Annotated in this window: 13 protein-coding genes; 7 read left to right on the top strand and 6 right to left on the bottom strand. The window is 72.2% G+C overall.

Annotated features, from left to right (window positions below):
* Positions 1-72 precede the first annotated feature (72 nt).
* The gene (locus ACFWEE_RS14310) at positions 73-534 is read right to left on the bottom strand and encodes a MaoC family dehydratase (protein WP_327174914.1); all 462 of its coding nucleotides are present in this window, start codon (positions 532-534) and stop codon (positions 73-75) included.
* A 118-nt stretch (positions 535-652) separates the two neighbouring features.
* Between ACFWEE_RS14310 and soxR the strand changes: the two genes are divergently transcribed.
* The gene (gene soxR, locus ACFWEE_RS14305) at positions 653-1,132 is read left to right on the top strand and encodes a redox-sensitive transcriptional activator SoxR (protein ID WP_386889034.1); all 480 of its coding nucleotides are present in this window, start codon (positions 653-655) and stop codon (positions 1,130-1,132) included.
* A gap of 55 nt (positions 1,133-1,187) precedes the next feature.
* Here soxR and ACFWEE_RS14300 read toward each other — a convergent pair whose 3' ends face one another.
* The gene (locus tag ACFWEE_RS14300) at positions 1,188-1,799 is read right to left on the bottom strand and encodes a hypothetical protein (RefSeq protein WP_386889032.1); all 612 of its coding nucleotides are present in this window, start codon (positions 1,797-1,799) and stop codon (positions 1,188-1,190) included.
* 350 nt (positions 1,800-2,149) lie between these two features.
* Between ACFWEE_RS14300 and ACFWEE_RS14295 the strand changes: the two genes are divergently transcribed.
* Both ACFWEE_RS14295 and ACFWEE_RS14290 read left to right on the top strand, forming a co-directional pair.
* Positions 2,150-4,981: a penicillin acylase family protein gene (locus ACFWEE_RS14295; protein WP_386889030.1), complete on the top strand. Its 2,832-nt coding sequence runs from the start codon at positions 2,150-2,152 to the stop codon at positions 4,979-4,981.
* Between the two features lie 115 nt (positions 4,982-5,096).
* Positions 5,097-5,804 (top strand): SDR family NAD(P)-dependent oxidoreductase, encoded by a 708-nt coding sequence (locus ACFWEE_RS14290; RefSeq protein WP_386889029.1) that lies wholly within the window; start codon positions 5,097-5,099, stop codon positions 5,802-5,804.
* A 56-nt stretch (positions 5,805-5,860) separates the two neighbouring features.
* Here the strand turns inward: ACFWEE_RS14290 and ACFWEE_RS14285 are convergent, their stop codons facing one another.
* Positions 5,861-7,141 carry an exo-beta-N-acetylmuramidase NamZ domain-containing protein gene (locus ACFWEE_RS14285; RefSeq protein WP_386889027.1) on the bottom strand — a complete coding sequence of 427 codons (1,281 nt, stop codon included), beginning with the start codon at positions 7,139-7,141 and terminating at the stop codon, positions 5,861-5,863.
* 204 nt (positions 7,142-7,345) lie between these two features.
* Between ACFWEE_RS14285 and ACFWEE_RS14280 the strand changes: the two genes are divergently transcribed.
* The 3 genes from ACFWEE_RS14280 to ACFWEE_RS14270 are packed head-to-tail and all read left to right on the top strand — an operon-like array spanning position 7,346 to position 10,512.
* Complete coding sequence (locus ACFWEE_RS14280) at positions 7,346-8,110, top strand: SDR family oxidoreductase (protein ID WP_386889025.1); 765 nt, start codon at positions 7,346-7,348, stop codon at positions 8,108-8,110.
* The gene (locus tag ACFWEE_RS14275) at positions 8,107-9,864 is read left to right on the top strand and encodes an AMP-binding protein (protein WP_386889023.1); all 1,758 of its coding nucleotides are present in this window, start codon (positions 8,107-8,109) and stop codon (positions 9,862-9,864) included. Before ACFWEE_RS14280 ends, ACFWEE_RS14275 begins: the two co-directional genes overlap by 4 nt.
* A 54-nt stretch (positions 9,865-9,918) precedes the next feature.
* Complete coding sequence (locus ACFWEE_RS14270) at positions 9,919-10,512, top strand: TetR/AcrR family transcriptional regulator (RefSeq protein WP_386889022.1); 594 nt, start codon at positions 9,919-9,921, stop codon at positions 10,510-10,512.
* Positions 10,513-10,538: 26 nt separating this feature from the next.
* Here the strand turns inward: ACFWEE_RS14270 and ACFWEE_RS14265 are convergent, their stop codons facing one another.
* The 3 genes from ACFWEE_RS14265 to ACFWEE_RS14255 form a co-directional block, all read right to left on the bottom strand.
* On the bottom strand, positions 10,539-11,429 hold the full coding sequence (locus ACFWEE_RS14265) for a carbohydrate ABC transporter permease (RefSeq protein WP_386889021.1): 891 nt from the start codon (positions 11,427-11,429) through the stop codon (positions 10,539-10,541).
* Positions 11,426-12,268: a carbohydrate ABC transporter permease gene (locus tag ACFWEE_RS14260; RefSeq protein WP_386889019.1), complete on the bottom strand. Its 843-nt coding sequence runs from the start codon at positions 12,266-12,268 to the stop codon at positions 11,426-11,428. The genes ACFWEE_RS14265 and ACFWEE_RS14260 overlap by 4 nt, the downstream gene beginning before the upstream one ends.
* A 191-nt stretch (positions 12,269-12,459) precedes the next feature.
* Positions 12,460-13,791, bottom strand: a complete 1,332-nt coding sequence (locus ACFWEE_RS14255; protein WP_386889017.1) for an ABC transporter substrate-binding protein — start codon at positions 13,789-13,791, stop codon at positions 12,460-12,462.
* A gap of 659 nt (positions 13,792-14,450) precedes the next feature.
* Between ACFWEE_RS14255 and ACFWEE_RS14250 the strand changes: the two genes are divergently transcribed.
* Complete coding sequence (locus ACFWEE_RS14250; protein WP_386889015.1) at positions 14,451-15,812, top strand: M28 family peptidase; 1,362 nt, start codon at positions 14,451-14,453, stop codon at positions 15,810-15,812.
* The last annotated feature ends 8 nt before the right edge of the window (positions 15,813-15,820 follow it).

The following is a 15,820-nucleotide window of genomic DNA, read 5'->3' as shown; positions in this document are numbered from 1 at the left end:
CACCCCGAGGACGCGGGGTGCGGCGGGCCCGTCGGCGTCGGGGCCGTCCCGGCTGGGCGGGGTTGGGACGTGTCAGAAGTAGTAGCGCGAGACCGACTCCGCGACGCAGGCGGGCTTCTCGCCGCCCTCGCGCTCCACGGTGACGACCGCGGTGATCTGCACCCCGCCGCCCGCCTCCTCGACGCTCTTCAGCACGGCCGTGGCGCGCAGCCGTGAACCGACCGGGACCGTGGAGGGGAAACGGACCTTGTTGGTTCCGTAGTTGATGCCCATCTTCGCGCCCTCGACCGCCATGACCTGTGGCACGAGCGTCGGCAGCAGGGAGAGCGTCAGATATCCGTGGGCGATCGTCGTGCCGAACGGGCCGGCCGCGGCGCGTTCCGGGTCGACGTGGATCCACTGGTGGTCGCCGGTCGCCTCGGCGAACTGGTCGATCCGCTTCTGGTCGATCTCCAGCCAGTCGCTGTGCCCCAGCTGCTCGCCCACACCGTCGCGCAGCTCCTGTGCGGAGGTGAAGATCTTCGGCTCTGCCATGGTCCTGGTCCTGCCTTCCGGCTCACTGCCTCGATGTCTAAGCGCTTGCTCAGCATGGAGTGGGCACAGGCTCCTGTCAACGAGGTGGCCGCGCTCCCGCTCCCGTAGATTTCGGGGCGTGCCCCAGATTCCCCAGTCGCTCCACGAACTCACCGTCGGCCAGCTCGCCGCGCGCAGCGGCGCGGCCGTCTCCGCCCTCCACTTCTACGAGGCCAAGGGGCTGATCACCAGCCGCCGCACCAGCGGCAACCAGCGCCGCTACGGCAGGGACGCACTCCGGCGGGTCGCCTTCGTGCGCGCGGCCCAGCGGGTCGGCATCCCGCTGGCCACCATCCGTGAGGCGCTCGCCGAACTGCCCGAGGAGCGCACGCCCACCCGGGAGGACTGGGCCCGGCTCTCCGGTGTGTGGCGCACCGAACTGGACGAACGCATCAAGCAGCTCAGCCGGTTGCGCGACCATCTGACCGACTGCATCGGCTGCGGCTGCCTCTCGCTGGAGAACTGCGTCCTCTCCAACCCGGACGACATCTCCGGCGAGCGAATGGCCGGTTCCCGGCTGATGCCGGAGCTGCGGACCGCGCCGGAGACGCGCGACTGACCGTCCGGGGCCGGAGGGCGTACAAGGCGTGCCCGGCTCGCCCGCGCCCCTGCCCTCAGGCCGCCGAGGTCAGTTGCTGGTGCCCTATCCGGTGGGCCCGCGCCAGGGTCCCCGGCGTCAGCGCCGACGGCGGTACGAGGATGCCGCAGCCCGTGCACACCGGCCCGGACCGGGGCTCGCGCCGCAGGTCCTGGCGCCAGACGATCCGGGTCTCCGCGCAGACCGGGCAGGCCGTGCCGGGCTCCGCGCCGAGCGCCGTGATCAGCCGGAGCAGCACCTCGGGGAGCGGGGCGCTCGGATGCGTACCGGGGTCGGCGCAGCGGGCCACGCCGTTGCCGCCCCAGATCCGCCGGTGCCAGGCGTCGAAGCCGCCGGGCCTGCGCAGCCCCTCGCGCTTCTCGCGCCGCCGCCGCTCGGCGAACCCCGCCTCGTACGCCAGCCAGAGGGCCCGGGCCGCCTCCAGTTCGGCCAGCGCGCCCGTCAGCCGCGCCGGGTCGGGCGCCCGGTCCTCCGGGGCGAACCCGTGCCGGGCGCACAGATGGTCCCAGGTCGCGCGGTGCCCGTAGGGGGCGAAGCGCTCCAGGCATTTGCGCAGCGAATACCGCCGCAGGGCCAGATCGGCCCGGGGGTCTCGGACCTGTCTCGCGAGGCTCCGGAAACCGGCCATGCCACCGCCACCTCCGTCGTTCGGTGTTCCTGTCGTGGAGTGGACGTACGCCTGCCCGTTCTGGTGCCGCCGAAAGGTGATTTCCGGCCACGGATCGGACGGTGGTGCGCCGGGTGGTACGCGGCCCGGCGCGCGAGGCGGTACGCGGCCGGGTGCGCCGGGCGGTACGCGGCGAGGCTGCGAGGTGGTACGCGGCCGGGCGCGCCGGGTGTGCGCGGGGCTGTGCGCCGCGGCCCGACGGGGCCCGGGCGGGGGCGTGTGACGATTCGGCAAAGGTGACTGATGCTCACCTTACGGACCCGACTTACCGTCGGTAATCTCCGGCGCATCGGCCTCCCTGAGGAGTACGCATGCCCCCACGTACACGTACCGGCAAGCTCGCCGCGACCTTCGCGGCCGTCCTCGCACTCGGCACCTCCCTGCTGGCGGGATCACTCCCGGCCGGCGCCGCCCAGGCCGCGGTCACCGCGGCCACCGACCACTGCGCCGGGCAGTGCGCGGACATCCTGCCGCCCGGCGCGAACGGCAACGCCACGCTCGCCGACATCCTCGGCAACAAGCTCTTCGGCACCCACCCCGCCCACAGCGACGACCAGCTCGACCGGTACACCTCGCTGATCTCCGGCCAGAGCACCCTCACCGACGCGAAACTGACCGACTTCTTCAACGACGCGTCCTTCGGCGTCCCCTCCGGCCAGGTCGAGTCCACCGTCTCGCCCCGCAGCGACGTCACCATCACCCGCGACAAGAAGACCGGCGTCCCGCACATCGTCGGGACCACCCGCTACGGCACCGAGTTCGGCGCCGGATACGCGGCCGGACAGGACCGGCTCTGGCTGATGGACCTCTTCCGCCACATCGGGCGCGGCGAACTCACCTCCTTCGCCGGCGGGGCGCTCGCCAACCAGGGCCTGGAGCAGCAGTTCTGGCCGCAGGCCCCGTACACCGAGGCCGACCTCGAAGCGCAGGTCGAACGGATCAGGACCACCGAGGGCGCCCGCGGCGAACAGGCCATGGCGGACGCGCAGGCGTACATCGACGGCATCAACGCCTACAAGGACAAGGCGAAGGCGAACCGCAACTTCCCCGGCGAGTACGTCCTCACCGGCAAGATCGACTCGATCACCAACGTCGGCGAGATCGTGTCCTTCAAGCTCACCGACCTGATCGCCATCGCCACCGTCGTCGGCGGCCAGTTCGGCGGGGGAGGCGGCGGCGAGGTGCAGGCCGCGCTCTCGCTGCTCGCCGCCCAGGAGAAGTACGGCGTCGCCGAGGGCACCCGGGTCTGGGAGTCGTTCCGGCAGCGCGAGGACCCGGAGGCCGTCCTCACCGTGCACGACGGCACCTCCTTCCCGTACGCCCAGAAGCCCGCCACCGCGCGCGGCACCGCCCTCCCCGACAAGGGCTCCGTCACCGCCGAACCCCTGATCTACGACCGCACCGGCTCCGCGGGCACCAACCTCAAGGCCCCGATCGCCGCGCCCGCCGCCCTCAAGCCGCTCCAGGGCGTCTTCGACGACGGCGTCGTCCCCGAGGGCACCCTCCCCGGCTCCGGCGCGGACGCGCAGAAGCGCGGCATGTCCAACGCCCTGGTGGTCTCCGGCTCCCGCACCGCGAGCGGCAACCCGGTCGCCGTCTTCGGACCCCAGACCGGCTACTTCGCCCCGCAGCTGATGATGCTCCAGGAAATCCAGGGACCCGGCATCAGCGCCCGGGGCGTCTCCTTCGCGGGCGTCGGCATGTACGTCCAGATGGGGCGCGGCGAGGACTACGCCTGGAGCGCCACCTCCGCCGCCCAGGACATCACCGACACCTACGCCGTCCCGCTCTGCGAGGCGAGCGGCGCCACCCCGACGAAGAACTCCGCCTCCTACCTCTACCGGGGCACCTGCACGCCCATGGAGAAGATGGAGCGGACCAACTCCTGGAAGCCCAGCACCGCCGACTCCACCGCCGCCGGCTCCTACCGGATGCAGGTCTGGCGCACCAACTACGGCATCGTCACCCACCGCGCCACGGTGGGCGGCAAGCCCGTCGCGTACACCTCGCTGCGCACCACCTACCGCCACGAGGCCGACTCGATCATCGGGTTCCAGATGCTCAACGACCCGGCCTTCGTGACCGACGCGGCCTCCTTCCAGCAGGCGGCGAGCAACATCGACTACGCCTTCAACTGGTTCTACGCCGACTCCCGCACCGCCGCGTACTACAACAGCGGCATGAACCCGGAGCGGGCCGCGGGCGTGGACCCGGCGCTGCCGGTCGCGGCGGACCGGGCGTACGAGTGGCAGAACTTCGACCCGGCGGCCAACACCGCCACCTACACGTCCTTCGCCGCGCACCCGCACTCCAGCGGCCAGGACTACTACATCTCGTGGAACAACCGGCAGGCCGCGGGGTACGCCTCCGCGGGCTTCGGGTTCGGCGCGGTGCACCGGGCCGACCTGCTCGACGACCGGGTCTCCGCGCTCGTCGCCCAGGGCGGCGTCACCCGCGCCTCCCTCACCAGGGCCATGGAGCAGGCCGCCGTCACCGACCTGCGGGGCGAGCAGCTGCTGCCCGAACTGCTGAAGATCATCCGCTCCCAGCCCGTCACCGACACCGCCCTCGACGCGGTCGTCAAGCAGCTGGAGACCTGGCAGGCGGCCGGAGCGCAGCGCAAGGAGACGGCCGCGGGCTCGGGGACGTACGCCAACGCCGACGCCGTGCGCGTCATGGACGCCTGGTGGCCCGCGCTGATGGACGCCGAGTTCCGGCCCGGCCTCGGCGACGCGCTCTACGACGCCCTGGCCGTGAACCTGGCGGTGGACGAGTCCCCGGCCGCCAGCCACGGACCCAGCGGCGCGCACAGCGGTTCCGCCTTCCAGTACGGCTGGTGGGCCTTCGCCGACAAGGACCTGCGCCAGGTCCTCGGCGAGACCGTCCGGGGGCCGCTGGCCCGCACCTACTGCGGCAACGGCGTCCTCGCCACCTGCCGCGACGCCCTGCTCACCACCTTGAAGCAGGCCGCCGCCAAGCCCGCCACCACGGTCTACCCGGGTGACGACAGCTGCGCGGCGGGCAACCAGTGGTGCAGCGACGCGATCATCCACCGCGCGCTGGGCGGGATCACCCAGAAGACGATCCCGTGGCAGAACCGGCCGACGTACCAGCAGGTCGTGGAGTTCCCCACGCACCGGTAGGGGAACGAACGGCGGTTCCGGTACTGGGGGTGCCCCCCCGGTACCGGAACCGCGCCGTTCCGGCCGGAAGGAAAACGTCTTGCCGCCCGCCCCGGCCGGGACGGAGAGTGGGCGCATGACGACCACATTGATCACCGGAGCGAACAAGGGGCTCGGGTTCGAGACCGCCCGCCGCCTCGTCGCCGCAGGCCACACCGTCTATCTGGGGAGCCGGGACGCCGAACGCGGACGCCGGGCGGCCGGGAGCATCGGCGCCCGCCCGGTCCCGATCGACGTGACCGACGACGCCTCGGTGGCCGCGGCGGCGAAGGCGGTCGAGGCTGAGGGAGGGCTGGACGTACTGGTCAACAACGCCGGAATCGAGCTGTACGCGCCGGACGGGAGCGTCATCGGCGCGGCCGACCAGACGGCCGACGGGATGCGGACGGTCCTGGAGACGAACGTCCTCGGTACCGTGCGGGTCCTGCACGCGTTCCTGCCCCTGCTGGAGCGCTCCGCGGCCCCGGCCGTGGTCAACGTCAGCAGCGGGCTGGCCTCGCTGGCGAGGATGTCCAGCCAGGGCGTCCGGGGCTCCGCGTACCCGGGCGTGGCCTATCCGGTGTCCAAGGCCGCGGTCAACATGCTCACCGTCCAGTACGCGAACGCCTTTCCCGGGATGCGGATCAACGCGGTGGAGCCGGGATACACCGCCACCGACCTCAACCGGCACGCCGGCACCCAGACCGTGGAGGAGGGCGCGGAGATCATCGTGCGGATGGCCCTGGTGGGCCCCGACGGCCCGACCGGCGGCTACTTCGACGCCGCGGGCCCGCTGCCCTGGTGAGAGCCCGGTCCGGGCGGGGGAGGCAGGCGCCTCCCCCGCACCGGGACCGCACCCGCTCACCCCCCGTACAGCAGGTACTTCTTCCGCTTGGCCCGGAAGGCCGCGAGGTCCGGACGCCAGGCGGCCACCACCTCGTCGGTGTCCGCGCCCGCGTCGATCATGGTGCGGACCCGGGTGTTGCCGGTCAGCTTGTCGATCCAGTTGTCGGCCCGCCAGGCGAAGCCGCTCCAGGTCGCCTTGGCGGTCACCAGCAGCGCGATGCCGGTGCGCACCGGGTCGAAGACCTCCCGGTCGTCCACGTGGAGCTGCACCCCGCCGACCGTGACGCCGGAGAACTTGGAGAAGGTCGGCGCGAAGTACGCCTCGCGGAAGCGGACCCCGGGCAGCTCCAGCGCGTTGGCGGCGGCGGCCCAGCGGTGGTCGATCCCCTCGGCGCCGAGGAGTTCGAAGGGGCGGGTGGTGCCGCGCCCCTCCGAGAGGTTGGTCCCCTCGAAGAGGCAGGTGCCGGAGTAGACGAGCGCGGTGTCCGCCGTCGGCATGTTGGGGCTCGGCGGCACCCACGGCAGGCCCGTCGCGTCGAAGAAGTCGGAGCGCCGCCACCCCGACATCGTCACCGTGTCCAGGTCCGCCGGACGCGCGGCGAAGAACTCGGTGTTGAAGAAGAGCGCCAGCTCGGCGACGGTCATCCCGTGCGCCTGGGCGATCTCCCGCCGCCCGACGAAGGTCCCGAACGCCGGGTCCAGCACGGGACCGAGCGCCGCCCGGCCGGTGACCGGGTTCGGCCGGTCCAGGACGACGAACCGCTTGCCCGCGAGCGCCGCCGCCTCCATGCAGTCGTACAGCGTCCAGATGTACGTGTAGAAGCGGGCGCCCGCGTCCTGGATGTCGAAGACGACCGTGTCGACGCCGGAGGCCGTGAACACGTCGGCGAGCGGAGAGCCGTTCTTCAGATACGTGTCGTAGACCGGCAGTCCGGTCGCCGGGTCGTCGTACCGGCCCTCGGAGCCGCCCGCCTGGGCGGTGCCCCGGAAGCCGTGCTCCGGGCCGAAGACGGCGGTGAGGTTCACCCGGTCGTCGGCGTGCATGACGTCCACGACGTGGCGCACGTCGGAGGTGACGCCGGTGGGGTTGGTGACGATGCCGACCCGTTGGCCGGCCAGCAGCCGGTAGCCGTCGGCGGCCAGCCGGTCGAAGCCGGTACGGACCGGTCCGCGCCCCGGCCCGGAGCCCTTGCCGTGGCCGCCCGCGGCGGCTGCCGTACCCACGCCCGCGGCGGTCGCCGCCAGTGCTCCCAGGCCACCGCCCGCTGCCAGTACACCCCGTCTGGTCAGGCTCATCCAGCCACCTCCATGATCGCGCGGACTGTCATGGGCATGCACGCTAGCGCGCGCGGGGCCCGTACGGAACGATCTCGGGCGGGCGGATTCACAAGCCCGGCCCGCATCGGCTGGGCAGAACACCAGACCTTCCCGCGACCCCTTCCCCGATCACATACCGACTGGTTAGTCTGCTGGGGAAGTCGTGCAGAGAGGCAGGCCCCGATGAGTACGGTGCAAGGCGCCGGCGTAGTGGTCACGGGAGCCGGAGGCGGCATCGGCGCCGCCCTGGCCCGGAGATTCGCCGCCGAGGGTGCGCGGGTGGTCGTCAACGACCTCGACGCCGCACGGATCGAGCCGCTCGCCGAGGAGATCGGCGGCACGGCGATCGCCGGAGACGCCTCCGGGATCGTGGACGCCGCCCGGGACACCCTCGGCGCCGTCGACGTGTTCTGCGCCAACGCCGGACTCGCCTCGCCCGGTGACGTCTTCGCCGACGAGGAGGTGTGGGCCGCCGCCTGGGACGTCAACGTGATGGCCCACGTCCGCGCGGCCCGGGCCCTGCTGCCCGAGTGGCTGGAGCGCGGCAGCGGACGGTTCGTCACCACCGCCTCCGCCGCCGGTCTGCTGACGATGATCGGCGCCGCTCCCTACAGCGTCAGCAAGCACGGGGCCGTCGCCTTCGCCGAATGGCTCGCGCTCACCTACCGCCACCGCGGGATCAAGGTCCACGCGATCTGCCCGCAGGGCGTACGGACCGACATGCTCACCGCCGCCGGATCGGCCGGCGAGCTCGTCCTCGCCCCCACCGCCATCGAGCCGGACGCCGTCGCCGACGCGCTCTTCGACGCGATCGCGAAGGACCGCTTCCTCGTCCTGCCCCACCCCGAGGTGGCCGGCTACTACCGGGCCAGGGCCGAGGACCCGGACCACTGGATCGGCGGCATGAACAAACTCCAGCGCACCTGGGAGAAGGGGACCCGCGCATGACCACCACCCCGGACACGAACACCCCGGACACGCCGGACACGAACACCCCGGCCACGAACACCCCGGCCACCCCGGCCACGAACACCCCGGACACGCCGGCCCCCTCCCCGTACGCCGCGAAGCCCTGGACCGGGCTGCTCTCCGCGACGCAGCTCACCCCCGTCGAGCCCGCCGAGACGCTCCTGCACGCCTTCCGGGACGCCGTCGCCCGCGCCCCCGGACACACCGCCCTCGCCTACTTCGACGGACGGCTCGACTACCGCGAGACCGACGCGCTCAGCGACTCCGTCGCCGGGCACCTCGCCGCCCGGGGCCTGCGCCGCGGCGACCGCGTCGCGATCATGCTCCAGAACACCCCGCACTTCGTCCTCGCCCTGCTCGGCGCGTGGAAGGCGGGCGCCACCGTCGTACCGCTCAACCCCATGTACAAGGCGGGCGAGGTCGCGCACGTCCTGGCGGACGCCGGAGTGAGTGCGCTGTTCTGCTCGGACCGGGCCTGGGAGTCGTACCTGCGCGACACCGCGGCCGGCGCGCCCGGCGTCACGATCGCCGTCACCGCCTGCGAACTCGACCTCCAGACCGAGAACGACCCGCGCGTCCTCGGCTTCGGGCGGCTGCCGGTCCCCGCCGGCACCGACGACCTGGTGACCGTCGCCCGCAAGGGGCTCGCCGCCCCCGACGACCGCGCGCTCACCGCCGCCGACACCGCGCTGATCAGCTACACCTCGGGCACCAGCGGCAAACCCAAGGGGGCGATGAACTCCCACGGCAACGTCATGGTCAACGCCGAACGCCAGCGCAAGGACCACCCGGTCCCCGAGGGCGCCGCCTACTTCGCCCTCGCCCCGCTGTTCCACATCACCGGCATGGTCTGCCAGCTCGCCGCCTGCCTCGCCAACGCCGGGACCCTGGTGCTCGCCTACCGGTTCGAGGCGAGCGTGGTCCTCGAAGCCTTCGCCACCCACCGCCCCGCCTACACCGTCGGCCCGTCCACCGCCTTCATGGCGCTCGCCGCCCACCCCGACGCCACCCCCGCCCACTTCGACTCCTTCGCGGTGATCTCCTCCGGCGGCGCACCGCTGCCGCCCGCGCTGGTGGAGAAGTTCCGGGCCGACTTCGGCCCGTACATCCGCAACGGCTACGGCCTCACCGAGTGCACCGCCCCCTGCGCCGCGGTACCCCCGCACCGGGAAGCCCCCGTCGACCCCGTCTCCGGCACCCTGTCGGTCGGGGTACCGGGCCCGGACACCCTCGTCCGGATCCTCGACGAGACCGGCGCGGAGGTGCCGCTCGGCGAGCAGGGCGAGATCGCGGTACGCGGTCCCCAGGTCGTGCCGGGGTACTGGAACCTCCCCGAGGCCACCGCCGCCGCCTTCCCGGACGGCGAACTGCGCACCGGCGACATCGGCTTCATGGACCGCCAGGGCTGGCTCTACGTCGTGGACCGCAAGAAGGACATGATCAACGCCTCCGGGTTCAAGGTCTGGCCCCGCGAGGTGGAGGACGTCCTCTACACCCACCCCGCCGTCCGCGAGGCCGCCGTCGTCGGCGTCCCCGACGCCTACCGGGGCGAGACGGTCCGCGCCTACGTCAGCCTCCGGCCCGGCGCCGAGGTGGCCCCCGACGAACTGGGCGCCTACTGCAGGGAACGCCTCGCCGCGTACAAGTACCCGCGCCAGGTCGAGATCCTGGCCGAGCTGCCGAAAACGGCGAGTGGGAAGATCCTCAGGCGGGAACTGCGTTCCCTGCGCTGAAGGCCCGACGGCCTTTGGACATGTTCACGGTGAGACGAAGGGCAGGTGGCGGCGATGGCCAAGGCGACGGAAGGGAACGGGGTTCCCGTTCCCCAACGGCTGCTGGCCGCCGCCACCCGCCTCTTCGCGGAGCAGGGGTACGACCGCACCTCCGTCCAGGAGATCGTCGAGGCCGCCGGGGTCACCAAGGGCGCCCTGTACCACTACTTCGGCTCCAAGGAAGACCTCCTCCACGAGGTCTACGCCCGGGTGCTCCGCCTCCAGCAGGAACGCCTCGACGCCTTCGCCGACGCCGACGCACCGGTGCAGGAGCGGCTGCGGGACGCCGCCGCCGACGTGGTCGTGACGACCATCGAGAACCTCGACGACGCCTCGATCTTCTTCCGCTCCATGCACCACCTGAGCCCGGAGAAGAACAAGCAGGTACGCCTCGAACGCCGCCGCTACCACGAGCGCTTCCGCGCGCTGATCGAGGAGGGCCAGCGGGCGGGTGTCTTCTCCCTCGCCAGCCCCGCCGACCTGGTGGTCGACTACCACTTCGGTTCGATCCACCACCTCTCGACCTGGTACCGCCCCGACGGGCCGCTCACCCCGAGGGAAGTGGCCGGCCACCTCGCGGACCTGCTGCTGAGGGCGCTCCGCCCGTAGGCCGTGTGCGGCGCCTTCCGGGGCTCTCAGCCCTTGAGACCCCCGGCGAACCCCTTGATGACGTAGCGCTGGAGCAGCAGGAACACCACGAGGACCGGCAGCGCGGCCAGCACCAGTCCGGCGAAGACGAGCCCGTAGTCGGACACGTACTGGCCGACGAAGGAGAACACCCCCACCGGCACGGTCTCCCTGGCCGACCCGCCCAGGTAGAGCAGCGGCGTGAAGAAGTCGTTCCAGACGAAGACGGCGTTCAGGATGATCACCGTGCCGGTGATCGGCCGCAGCAGCGGGAACACGATCCGGGTGAACGCCTGCCGGTGGTCGCACCCGTCGATCAGCGCGGCCTGCGCGTAGTCGGCGGGCAGGGTGCGGATGAAGCCGGTGTAGAGGAAGACGGTGAACGGCAGCTGGATGCCGGTGTAGAAGAGCACCATCCCCTGGTACGTGCCGAGCCAGCCCAGACTGTCGACCAGCTTGTACAGCGGGATCATCCCCAGCTGGAAGGGGAGCACGATCCCCAGCAGGAAGAGGATGTACAGCCCGTACCCGAGCCCCTGGGCGCGGCGGGCCAGGAAGTACGCGCCCGTCGAGCCGATCACCACCAGCAGCAGCAGACTCAGGGTGGTGATCACCGCGCTGTTGACGAGCGCCGGGCCCAGCGACGCGGACGACCAGGCGTGGGTGAAGTTGTGCGCGGTCGGCGGGGCGGGCAGGCCCAGTGGGGAGTCGGCGATCTGCCGGGGCTCCTTGAGCGCCAGCGTGATCAGGGCGTACACCGGGAAGAGGAAGAGGACCGCGACGGCGGCCATGACCAGCTCCAGGGCGTAACTCCCGTAGCGGGCCCGGCGGCGGACGGACTTCACGGACCGCACCGAGCGCTCCGGCCCCGTGGGTCCGGCGGCCTTCACGGAGTTCACGCGGTCACCTCCCGGGCGCGCAGGAAGCGCAGCTGGACCAGCGACACCGCCGCGACGAAGAGCGCGAGCACCAGGGCCACCGCCGTGCTGTAGCCGAACTTGCCGTACACGAACGCCTCCTTGAAGAGGGCCGTCGACAGGGTCTCGCTGGCGGTCCCGGGGCCGCCGTTGGTGGCCGCGTACACCTGGTCGAAGAGCTTCAGGCCGCCGATGGTCGACAGCATGAGGTTGACGGTCAGCGCCGGGGCGAGCATCGGCCAGGTGACGTAGCGGAACCGCTGCCAGGTCCCGGCGCCGTCGATCCTGGCCGCCTCGTGGAGTTCGGGCGGCACGCCCTGGAGCCCGGCGAGGAAGATGACCATCGAGTACCCGGCGTACTGCCAGACGACCATCGCCGCCACCGACCAGAGCGCCAGCGACGGATCGCCCAGCCAGTCCTGCCGCAGGGCGCCGAGACCGACGGCTCCCAGCAGGCCGTTGAGCCCGGCGGTGGGCTCGGGGTTGTAGACGTACTTCCAGAGGAACGCGACCATCACCGGGCTGACGACGGCCGGGGCGAAGAAGACCACCCGCAGCAGCGACTTGCTGCGGATGTTGGTGTCGACACCCAGCGCGAGCAGCAGGCCCACGACGTTCTGCACGACGACCACGGCGACGGTCAGCAGCAGCGTGTTGACCACGGAGTCCAGGGTCCGCTGGTCGTCCAGGAGCGCCCGGAAGTTCGCCAGTCCGACGAACGAGGCGTCGCCGATGCCGGACCAGTCGGTGAACGCGTACGCCACACCCGCGACGCTCGGGTAGAGCACCACGAGCGCGTACACCAGCAGTGCGGGGACCACGAACCCCCAGGGCGGGAGGGTGAGATCACGGCCGGGGCGGGTACGGCCGCGGGCCCCGGGCTGCGGCGGCGGGATAGGGACCGTGGGCGGTGTCCTCACGGGGCGGACCCCGGGTCCGGCCTTCCCCGGGCGGTCCTCCCCGGGCCGGGGCTCCTCGGGTTCGATCTCTTCGGGCTGGGGGAGTGAACGGCTCATGAGGCCCTCCGGTAGGCGTCGTCCATCTGACCGAGGGCGCCCCGGACGTCCGTTTCGCCGGACAGCAGATCCTGTACGGCCGCGAAGTGCGCGGGCTGCACCTCGGCGTTGGGCCACCGCTGGTCCATGAACGGCACGGCGCGCCCGCCGTCCACGATCGGCAGGAAGGGCTCCAGGACCGGGTCGACGGCGGTGGACGCGTCCCGCCGGAAGGGGATCGCGAAGACCGCGGACGCCCAGCGGTCGATGTTCTCCTGCTTCCCGAGGAACGCGATGAAGTCCGCGGCCCGGGGGTCCCGCCTCGCCCGTACGGAGACGCCGAGGCCGACCACGATCCCGGCCGGGATCCACAGCCGCGCCGGGTCGTCGCCGCCCGGGAACGGGAACATCGCCAGGTCCTCCGGGCTCTCGGTGGCCTCCCGGAACACCCCGAGCACCGCGGAGACCTGGACGGCCATCGCCGCCTTCCCGGTGGCGACCATCGCGGTCTGCTGCTCGAACGTGGTGCCGTTGGGGTTGTCGTTGAAGAAACCTTTGCGCTGGAGTTCCTGGTACCGGCCCAGAGCATCGGCCCAGCCCGAGTCCCGGAAGGACGTCCGCCCGGCGGCCATGTCGTCGTCGAACCCGGCGTTGTGCGCGTAGACGGCGTTGGGCACCAGCGCGTAACTGATCAGCTGCGTCACCCAGGGCGTCTGCGCGCCGAGCGCGATCGGCACGACGCCCCGCGCCCTGAGCCGCGTGCAGACCGCCAGCAGCTCCTTCCAGGTCGACGGCGGCTCGACACCGGCCCGGGCGAACACCTTCTTGTTGTAGATCGCGCCGATCAGGCAGCTGCCCGCCGAGTAGAGGTACGTGCGCCCCTCGTACCGGTAGGCCGTGCCGAAGGCCGCCGGGATGTTCGCCGTCCACGGCTGCGTGCTGAGGTCGGTGAGCAGCCCGGCCCTGGCCAGCTCGACCATGGACATCGCGCTGCCGCTGCCCGGGTACACCGCGTGCACGTCCGGGGCGTTGCCACCGGCGAGCTGCGTGCGGACCACCGTCTGCATCTGTTCGGTGGGCGCGAACGAGGTGGTGAAGGACTCCCCGGGCCGGCTCCCCCGGTAGAGCTTCAGCAGCTCCTCCACCGGCAGCTGCTGGTCGGTGACCCCCACGATCCGCAGCCCGTCGGAGCCGCCCGAGCAGCCGGAGAGCACCGGCGCCAGCGCGCCGGCCGCCGCGATCCCGCCGCCGGCCCGCAGGAACCCCCGGCGGCTCCGGCCGGTGGTGCGATCGTGGTCGGCGGTGCTGGTGTGACCGGTGGGGCGTTTATGACCCTGACCCGTGGTCATGCGTGTCCTCCTGGTGGCGCGGTACGAGCCGGACGGCGGCTCCGCCGGGTGCACCCCCAGCCGTGTACGGGCGTCCGGCGGCGTCCGGGCCTCGACGGAGCGCCACGCTCCCGCTCCGCCGGGTACGGACATGCCGGAGAAACCTGGACATCCGGTCGAAAACCCTTGCCGTACCTTCGCAGCCGACCGCGAGCGCGCCGCGCAGCGACACGGGGCGGGCTTCCGGGCGGGTGAGCCGGGCGGGGCGGGTCGGGGGCGGGTTGGGGCGGTTTGGGGCGGAGATCCGGGGCGGAAGTCCGGGGCGGAGGTCCGGAGCGGCGGGGCGATGGGAGCCGGCCGGGATGCGGCGGCGGGGAGTGCGGGGTCCGCGCCCCGCTACCGGTGGTGAAACCACGTAACGCGTGGGCCTGCGGCGTCCGTTGACCGAACGTTCCTGTCCGGTTCCCGCTCTTGACCGTGTACGGCTGGCCGGCTGAATATCGGTCACGCACCGGCGCGTCCCGATCCGTGAGCGCCGCCTGCGCACGCCCCGGGCGCGCCCGCACCGCGCACGCCCGCACGCCGCACCGCGCACCACCAGCTCCAGGTCCGGCCGGGGCGAGACCTCGGCCGGGTCCCCCCGCACCTTCCGTCAGTCCTCACGGAAATCGGAGCACGTGATGAGACCGGTCCCGCGCAGCATCCTGCCCTCCGCCGCCGCCCTCGCGGTGGCGTCCCTGTTCCTGACGGCGGGGGCCGCGCACTCCGCGGCCCCCGCCGTCGTGCCGGCCCCCGCCGTCGTGCCGGCCCCCGCGTCCGGCACCGCCGTCGCGGCGGTCGTCGCCCCCGACGTCCCGCTCGCCAACGTCAAGGCGCACCTCGCCCAGCTCCAGTCCATCGCCACCGCCAACGGCGGCAACCGCGCCCACGGCCGTACCGGCTACAAGGCGTCCGTCGACTACGTGAAGGCGAAGCTCGACGCCGCCGGGTACACCACCACCCTCCAGCAGTTCACCTCCAGCGGCGCCACCGGCTACAACCTGATCGCGGACTGGCCGGGCGGCGACACCTCGAAGGTGCTGATGGCGGGAGCCCACCTGGACTCGGTGACCGCCGGGGCCGGGATCAACGACAACGGTTCCGGCTCGGCGGCCGTGCTGGAGACCGCCCTCGCCGTCTCCCGGGCCGGCTACCAGCCGGACAAACACCTCCGTTTCGCCTGGTGGGGAGCGGAGGAGCTGGGCATGGTCGGGTCGAAGTACTACGTCAACAACCTCGCGGCCACCGAGCGGGCCAAGCTCACCGGCTACCTCAACTTCGACATGATCGGCTCGCCCAACCCCGGGTACTTCGTCTACGACGACGACCCGACGATCGAGCAGACCTTCAAGGACTACTACGCGGGCCTCTCGATAGCGACCGAGATCGAGACCGAGGGCGACGGCCGCTCCGACCACGCGCCCTTCAAGACGGCGGGCGTCCCGGTCGGCGGCCTCTTCTCCGGCGCCGACTACATCAAGACCGCCGCCCAGGCCCAGAAGTGGGGCGGCACCTCGGGCCTGGCCTTCGACCGCTGCTACCACGCCTCCTGCGACAGCTCCACGAACATCGACGACACCGCCCTCGACCGCAACAGCGACGCCATCGCCTACGCCGTCTGGAACCTCTCGGCCGCCACGGTCACCCCGCCGGCCGGCACGGTGTTCACCAACGCCACCGACGTGACCGTGCCGGACAACGGCGCCGCGGTCACCTCCGCGATCACCGTCACAGGACGCACCGGCAACGCGCCCTCCGCCCTCAAGGTGGACGTGGACATCCGGCACACCTGGCGCGGCGACCTGGTGGTCGACCTGGTCGCACCCGACGGCACCGCCTACCGGCTGAAGAGCGCGAGCAGCAGCGACTCGGCGGACAACGTCGTCGCGGCCTACACCGTCAACGCCTCGTCCGAAGTGGCCAACGGCGTATGGAAGTTGAAGGTGCAGGACACGGCTTCCTCCGACACCGGGTACATCAACAGCTGGTCACTGACCTTCTGACGCCGGAA

Source organism: Streptomyces sp. NPDC060184, from assembly GCF_042728795.1.
In the GTDB taxonomy this organism is placed as follows: Bacteria; Actinomycetota; Actinomycetes; order Streptomycetales; family Streptomycetaceae; genus Streptomyces.
The sequence above is the reverse complement of the archived record's forward strand: the minus strand, read 5'-3'. Positions and strand labels throughout refer to the sequence as shown.

Excerpts from the sequence above, each read along its gene's own strand:
- ACFWEE_RS14310 (WP_327174914.1), bottom strand. The coding sequence starts at position 534 with ATGGCAGAGCCGAAGATCTTCACCTCCGCACAGGAGCTGCGCGACGGT.
- ACFWEE_RS14250 (WP_386889015.1), top strand. The coding sequence starts at position 14,451 with ATGAGACCGGTCCCGCGCAGCATCCTGCCCTCCGCCGCCGCCCTCGCG.
- ACFWEE_RS14270 (WP_386889022.1), top strand. The coding sequence starts at position 9,919 with ATGGCCAAGGCGACGGAAGGGAACGGGGTTCCCGTTCCCCAACGGCTG.
- ACFWEE_RS14255 (WP_386889017.1), bottom strand. The coding sequence starts at position 13,791 with ATGACCACGGGTCAGGGTCATAAACGCCCCACCGGTCACACCAGCACC.
- ACFWEE_RS14275 (WP_386889023.1), top strand. The coding sequence starts at position 8,107 with ATGACCACCACCCCGGACACGAACACCCCGGACACGCCGGACACGAAC.
- ACFWEE_RS14280 (WP_386889025.1), top strand. The coding sequence starts at position 7,346 with ATGAGTACGGTGCAAGGCGCCGGCGTAGTGGTCACGGGAGCCGGAGGC.
- ACFWEE_RS14300 (WP_386889032.1), bottom strand. The coding sequence starts at position 1,799 with ATGGCCGGTTTCCGGAGCCTCGCGAGACAGGTCCGAGACCCCCGGGCC.
- ACFWEE_RS14285 (WP_386889027.1), bottom strand. The coding sequence starts at position 7,141 with ATGAGCCTGACCAGACGGGGTGTACTGGCAGCGGGCGGTGGCCTGGGA.
- ACFWEE_RS14290 (WP_386889029.1), top strand. The coding sequence starts at position 5,097 with ATGACGACCACATTGATCACCGGAGCGAACAAGGGGCTCGGGTTCGAG.
- ACFWEE_RS14295 (WP_386889030.1), top strand. The coding sequence starts at position 2,150 with ATGCCCCCACGTACACGTACCGGCAAGCTCGCCGCGACCTTCGCGGCC.